Origin of the sequence: Streptomyces mexicanus, assembly GCF_902506575.1 — a bacterium.
In the GTDB taxonomy this organism is placed as follows: domain Bacteria; phylum Actinomycetota; class Actinomycetes; order Streptomycetales; family Streptomycetaceae; genus Streptomyces; species Streptomyces mexicanus.
In genome coordinates, this window is the sequence record NZ_LR732621.1 from 1 (window position 1) to 5,824 (window position 5,824).

5 protein-coding genes are annotated in these 5,824 nt (G+C 73.0%); 2 read left to right on the forward strand and 3 right to left on the reverse strand.

Annotated elements, in window-relative coordinates; genetic code table 11:
* A partial coding sequence (locus GV126_RS33605; RefSeq protein WP_328707378.1) for a carboxyl transferase domain-containing protein occupies nucleotides 1-229 on the reverse strand: 229 nt, incomplete at its 3' end.
* A 189-nt stretch (nucleotides 230-418) separates the two neighbouring features.
* On the opposite strand from GV126_RS33605, the gene GV126_RS33610 reads away from it, so the two are divergent.
* Both GV126_RS33610 and GV126_RS33615 read left to right on the forward strand, forming a co-directional pair.
* The gene (locus GV126_RS33610; RefSeq protein ID WP_159674920.1) at nucleotides 419-1,108 is read left to right on the forward strand and encodes a TetR/AcrR family transcriptional regulator; all 690 of its coding nucleotides are present in this window, start codon (nucleotides 419-421) and stop codon (nucleotides 1,106-1,108) included.
* A gap of 177 nt (nucleotides 1,109-1,285) precedes the next feature.
* Nucleotides 1,286-2,509 carry a TolB family protein gene (locus tag GV126_RS33615; protein ID WP_236570355.1) on the forward strand — a complete coding sequence of 408 codons (1,224 nt, stop codon included), beginning with the start codon at nucleotides 1,286-1,288 and terminating at the stop codon, nucleotides 2,507-2,509.
* A gap of 144 nt (nucleotides 2,510-2,653) precedes the next feature.
* Here the strand turns inward: GV126_RS33615 and rox are convergent, their stop codons facing one another.
* Complete coding sequence (rox, locus tag GV126_RS33620; RefSeq protein WP_159674922.1) at nucleotides 2,654-4,081, reverse strand: rifampin monooxygenase; 1,428 nt, start codon at nucleotides 4,079-4,081, stop codon at nucleotides 2,654-2,656.
* Nucleotides 4,082-4,334: 253 nt separating this feature from the next.
* Nucleotides 4,335-5,735, reverse strand: a complete 1,401-nt coding sequence (locus GV126_RS33625) for an MFS transporter (RefSeq protein WP_159674924.1) — start codon at nucleotides 5,733-5,735, stop codon at nucleotides 4,335-4,337.
* Nucleotides 5,736-5,824: the final 89 nt, after the last annotated feature.

The window sequence follows — 5,824 nt, forward strand, 5'->3', positions numbered from 1 at the left end:
GGCCGAAGTTGGTGGAGCGGTGGCGGGCGAACTCGTCCAGCTCGACGAAGGAGCCCTCGTCCAGGAGGAGTTCGATGCGCTCGCGGGCGGTGAGTTTGCCCTTGGCGTGCTGCTTCTCCACGGCGCGCTGCGAGCCGGCGTGGGTCGCCTGCTGGATACGCCGCTGCAGATCCGCGAGCTTGCCCGCGGTCGTACGGATGTCGATGTCGTCGCTCACTGCTTGCTCCACCCGGGCTCCTGGGTCAGAAGGTGTCGTGCGGGTCGCGCCCGCCCGGGATGTCGCGCGGGCTCCACTCGCCCGGTGCCACGGATCTCACGGCGGACCTCCTCTGGTACTTAATATCAAGCCAACGGTACTCAGTACCACAGCGTGGGGCAAGTGGTCCCCGGACGCCGGAACCGGGAAGGATGAGGGGTCATGAGCAAGCCACCGGCACGGATCCGCCTCGCGGACGCGGCCTTCGCCCTCTTCGACGAGCGCGGGTACGAGCAGACGACCATCGACGACATCGCCGAACGGGCCGGCGTGGGGCGTACGACCTTCTTCCGGCACTACCGGTCCAAGGAAGCGGTCATCTTCCCCGACCACGACCGTCTGCTCGACCTGATCCGGGACCGGCTGGCCACCTCGAACCACCGCACCGCCCTGGTCGCCGTCTCCGACGCGGTCCGTCTGGTGCTGCTGCACTACATCGAGGAGGGCGACCTGGCCCGGCGCCGGTACGCGCTCACCAGCAAGGTGTCCGCCCTGCGCGACAGGGAGATCGCCAGCGTGGCCCGCTACCAGCGGCTCTTCCGCGAGTTCATCGCGGAGTGGATGGGCGACCCCACGGAGTCGGCGTCGCTGCGGGCCGAGCTCATGGCGGCCTCCGTGGTCGCCGCCCACAACCACGTGCTGCGCCGTTGGCTGCGGGGCGAGTCCTCCGACCCCGTCGCGGAACTGGACGAGGCCATGCTCGAAGTGCTCTCCCTCTTCCCGGCACCCGCCGACGAGGACACCGGCCCCGGCGGCACCACCGTCGTCGCCTTCCGCAGCGGGCAGGACCTCGACGCGCTGCTTCCCGCGCTGCGACGGCTGGTGGAGGGCGGCGCCACGCCGTCCGCGTGAACGGGGCGGCTCACGGCGGCACCCCGTCCCAGGGCGCGCGGCCGGCAGCAAGGACGCGTGATCAGCCCGCCCGGTTGTACGTCGACCAGCGCATTGACCCGGGGCCTGTGGTGCGCTTGCATCCGTGTCAGTCCCCAGGTGCCGGACCGGGGGCAGGCGCCGGGGGGAGCCATGACCATGTCCGCACGCACGTCGGCCTTCTTCGACGACCGTTCCGTGCGCACCCGCACGGCCGTCACCGGGTTCGCGCTCGCCGCGGTGCTCGGCCTGTCCGCGCTGCCGCCCGCGACGCCCGCGGCGGCGGCGCCCCGGGGAGGTGTCGAGCGGATCAGCACGGCGGCGGACGGCACCCAGCTGACGGCGGCATCGGGTGGCGGCACCCTCAGCGCTGACGGGCGTTACGCCGCCTACGGCACGCAGGGCCCCGGCGAGGGCTGCCCCGCCACCTTCTCCACCTGCGCCTTCGTCAAGGATCTGCGCACCGGCGAACTGGAGCAGGTGCCCGGGACCGGTGTCTACACGGGCTCCGTCAGCATCAGTCCGGACGGGCGCCGCGTCGCCTACACCACCGGCAGCCGCTTCACCAAGCCGTACGTGTACGACCGCCGCACCGGTCGGACCGAACCGCTGTGGCCTCAAGAGGTGCCCACCGGGGCACACTGGGAACTCGGCGACGTGGGCGGGTTCAGCGCGGACGGCGACCATGTCGCGTACACGCTGGGCAACAGAAACGGCAACTCCGGCTCCCCCTACCTCTGGGTCCGTGATCTGACCACCGGTACCGACGAGCTGATCACACCGCAGACACCCGAAGGCAACGTCTCCGGTGCGCGGCTCAGCGGTGACGGCAGGTTCGTGGCGTACGGGGTGCGCGACGGCGACCGGACGCCCCTGTACGTCAAGGACCGGACCACGGGCACCGTCCGCCGTGTCGACACGGCGCCCGACGGCGCCCCGGCCGACGGCGTCTCCCAGCTCGTGCAGCTCTCCGAGGACGGCCGCCGGGTGCTGTTCAACTCCTGGGCCACCGACCTGGCGCCGGGCGGCCCCGTGCGACCGGTCGAGCAGGCGTACCTGGCCGACCTGCACACCGGACGCGTCCGGCGGGTGGGGGCCGTCGGGGCAGTGGCCCACTCGGCGGACCGCGACTGCCGTTTTGTGCTGCTGAAGGAACACGGCGGCGAGCCGCCCGCCCAGCAGGGCGACCTCGTGCTGCTCGACGTGCGCACCGGCAAGCAGCGGCTGGTGGCCCCGGCCGGAGCGTCGGCCACCACCGCCGCCCCCGGTGCCGACGTGGTCGCCCGGCACGGCGGCCAGGTCGTCTTCGGCTCGGCCGCCGAGGACCTGGTCCCCGGCGACACCAACGAGGTCTCCGATGTGTTCGTGCGTCGTCTGAAGTGAGCGTTCGGCTCCGGCGCCGTCCGACGGACCCGCGAACGCCTCGGCACAGGGGACCGCGGCCGCGGGCCCGGACGGTGCTCGCCCCGCGGGCGGCACTCGTCCCGGCAGGGACGGATCACCGCCCTCGCCGGGACGACCGGGCGCTCAGCCGGTGGCCGTGCCGAACCACCTGCGCAGGTGGTCGAGCAGCTCCCGCTGGTCCTCGCCCACCCATGCCACGTGGCCGTCGGGCCGCAGCAGCACCGCGGGCGCGTCCAGTTCCTCGCTGTCGTCGACGACGTGGTCGACCCGGTCCTCCCAGCCCGCCACCGACAGGCGCCCGGTCTGGTCGAGGAGCAGTCCGCGGCCGGCGTGCGTCAGCTCGTACAGGCGTCCTCGTTTCAGCGTCAGGTCCCGCATCCGGCGGCCGAGGAGTTCGTGGCCCTCGCCGAAGTCGTAGCGGATCGCGATCGCGGTGATCTTCTCGATCAGGTGGCGGTTCACCTCCTCGAAGTCGACCAGTTCCGACACCAGCCGGCGCACCGCCAGGGCACCCGGTTCGGGGGACAGCAGCTCCATCTGCGCGCGGGTGTTGTCCAGTACCGCCGCGGCCACCGGGTGCCGTTCGGTGTGGTAGCTGTCCAGCAGCCCCCGCGGTGCCCAGCCGCCGATCGCGGCGGCCAGTTTCCAGCCCAGGTTGAACGCGTCCTGCAGGCCCAGGTTGAGTCCCTGTCCGCCGGTCGGCGGGTGGATGTGCGCGGCGTCGCCGGCCAGCAGCACCCGGCCGACGCGGTAGCGCTCCGCCTGCCGGGTGGCGTCCCCGAAGCGGGACAGCCGGCGCGGCGAGTGCACGCCGAGGTCGGTGCCCGCGTACACCCGCAGCTGCCGCTTGAACTCCTCGAAGGCCGGCGGGGCGGAGCGGTCCTCGGCCACCCCCTCGGCGGGCACGATGACCCGGTACACCCCGTCCCCCAGGGGCATGGCCCCGAACCGCTTCTGGGTGCGGCGCACTTCGGCCATCACGGCGGCCAGAGTCTCCGGGGGCACACCCACCTCCATCTCCCCCAGCAGGGTCTCGACCCGGGTGGGCTCGCCGGGGAAGCCGACCCCGAGCAGTGTGCGCACCGTGCTGCGGCCGCCGTCGCAGCCGACGAGGTAGCGCGCCCGCAGGCGCGAGCCGTCGGCCAGCTCGGCGTCCACCCCCTGGTCGTCCTGGCTCAGCCCCACCACTTCGCAGCCGCGCCGGATGTCGGCGCCGAGTTCGCCGGCGCGCTCGGCCAGCAGGCGGTCCGTGGTGGTCTGCGGGATGGCCAGGACGTAGGAGTGCGCCGTGTCCAGCCGCTCGGGCCAGGTCTTTCCCAGGCCCGCGAAGAATCCGCCGGAGACGACCTTCTGGCCGTGTGCGAGGAAGCGGTCGAGCAGACCGCGTTGGTCGAGCACCTCGATGCTGCGCACATGCAGGCCGAGCGCGCGCACGAATCCGGTCGGCGCCGGTTCCTTCTCCAGCACCACCACCCGCACACCGTGCAGCCGCAGCTCGCAGGCCAGCATCAGGCCGGTCGGTCCGCCGCCGACCACGATGACGTCCGTCATGAACTCCCCATGTCGTGGAATGCCGCACAGCGCGTCCAAGGCGCGCATGTCTGAAATGCCGCAGGTCGCGGCTCAGGTCGGCGATTGTGCACCACGACCGGGGCCTTGCGGCAAGGCCCCCCATGGGCTATACGTTGAGAGTGGCAAGGAGTGGCTGACCTCCTTGCCTTTGTCGTCTCACGGCACCGTTGCGGTCTCTCCGCGCCTTGGCCGTCTCACGGCGCCTTTGCCGTCTCTCCGCGCCTTGGCCGTCTCACGGCGCCACGTCCTCCAGCCGCTGCCCGCTCGTCTCCTCCGCGCCCGCCGCCGCCGTGAGCGACCCGGCGAGGGCCACCACCGCGAGGGTCACGAAGACGGTGCCGAGCGCGCCGTCCGCGTAGACCGCGCCCACCACGATCGGGCCGAGGATGACGCCGACGCGGTTCAGCGCGCCGCCGATGCTCGACCCCAGGGCCCGCATGCGGGTGGGGAACAGCTCGGGGGTGTACAGGTACAGGCAGATGTTGGCGCCGAAGAGGAACACGCTCGCCAGGGACGTCCACACCAGCACGCCGATCGCGGAGCCGCCGGAGAGCAGGCCGAGGAGCAGCAGGGCGAGAGCGGAGGCGCCCAGGCACCAGATGACCGTACGGCGGCGGCCGGCGCGGTCGACGGTCAGGGCGACGGCGAGGCAGCCGACCAGGCCCGCGCAGGAGGTCACCGTCGAGTAGCCGAGCGCGGTGGACAGGTCCAGGCCGAAACGGGTGCCGTAGATCGTGGGCAGCCAGGACGTGATGCCGTAGTTGACGAAGTATCCGGTGAACCACAGCACGCCGACGACGAGGGTGCGTGTGCGGTAGCGGCCGGAGAAAAGTTCCCGCAGGCCGCCCGCGCCCTCGGTGCGGTGTGCGGCGGGGGCCGCGGGCGCGGGGTCGGGCAGCGGGTCGCCGGGGGTCGTCTCGACCTTCTCCTCGATCGCGGCCCTGGGGTCCCGCGCTTGCCGGGGGCGTCCGTGGGCGGCGGGCCAGCGCGGCGACTCGGGCACGTACCGGGCGATGACGAGGCACAGCACACCGGGGAGCGCGGCCAGAGCGAACATCCAGCGCCAGCCGAGCAGCGGCCCCAGCCAGGAGGCGAGCAGGGCGCCCGCCGTCAGCCCCGCCGGGAAGACCAGCTCGTACAGCAGGACGAAGCGGCCCCGCTGGTGGGTGCGGGTGATCTCGGCGATGAAGGTGGCCGCGACCGGCACCTCGCCGCCGATGGCCAGTCCCTGGACGAACCGCGCGGTCATGAACGGCGCCGGCGAGGTGCACAGGGTGAGGGCCAGGTTGCACAGGCTGGACACGCCGATGCAGACCGCGATGACCTTCACCCGGCCGACCCGGTCGGCCAGGCGGCCGGACAGCAGCGCGCCGGCGAGCATGCCCACCGAGCCGACGGTCATCAGGGCGGTGGTCTGTCCGGTGCCCAGGTGCCACTCGGCGCGCAGCTGGGGCAGGGCGTAGGCGATGAGCAGCTGGTCGAAGGCCTCGAAGAAGGTCACCGCGCCGATGGCCAGGCGCACGATGACGTGCCAGCGGCACAGGGGCAGGCGTTCGAAGCGGGCGCCGATGGCGGCGGCGAGCGCCGCGGTGTCCGGGTGGCGGCCCGCGGCATGAGGGGCGTCGATCGTCATGGAGGGGTCCTCCGGCTCCCGCGGGGTGCGCCGGGAGAGGAGCGCGGCGCCCGCGGGAGGGTTCGGGCCGGGCGGGGGCGGGGCGGGGG

What these genes read in the sequence shown, in the direction of transcription:
- GV126_RS33610 (WP_159674920.1), top strand. Translation starts at nt 419, where the DNA reads ATGAGCAAGCCACCGGCACGGATCCGCCTCGCGGACGCGGCCTTCGCC.
- GV126_RS33615 (WP_236570355.1), top strand. Translation starts at nt 1,286, where the DNA reads ATGTCCGCACGCACGTCGGCCTTCTTCGACGACCGTTCCGTGCGCACC.
- rox (WP_159674922.1), bottom strand. Translation starts at nt 4,081, where the DNA reads ATGACGGACGTCATCGTGGTCGGCGGCGGACCGACCGGCCTGATGCTG.
- GV126_RS33625 (WP_159674924.1), bottom strand. Translation starts at nt 5,735, where the DNA reads ATGACGATCGACGCCCCTCATGCCGCGGGCCGCCACCCGGACACCGCG.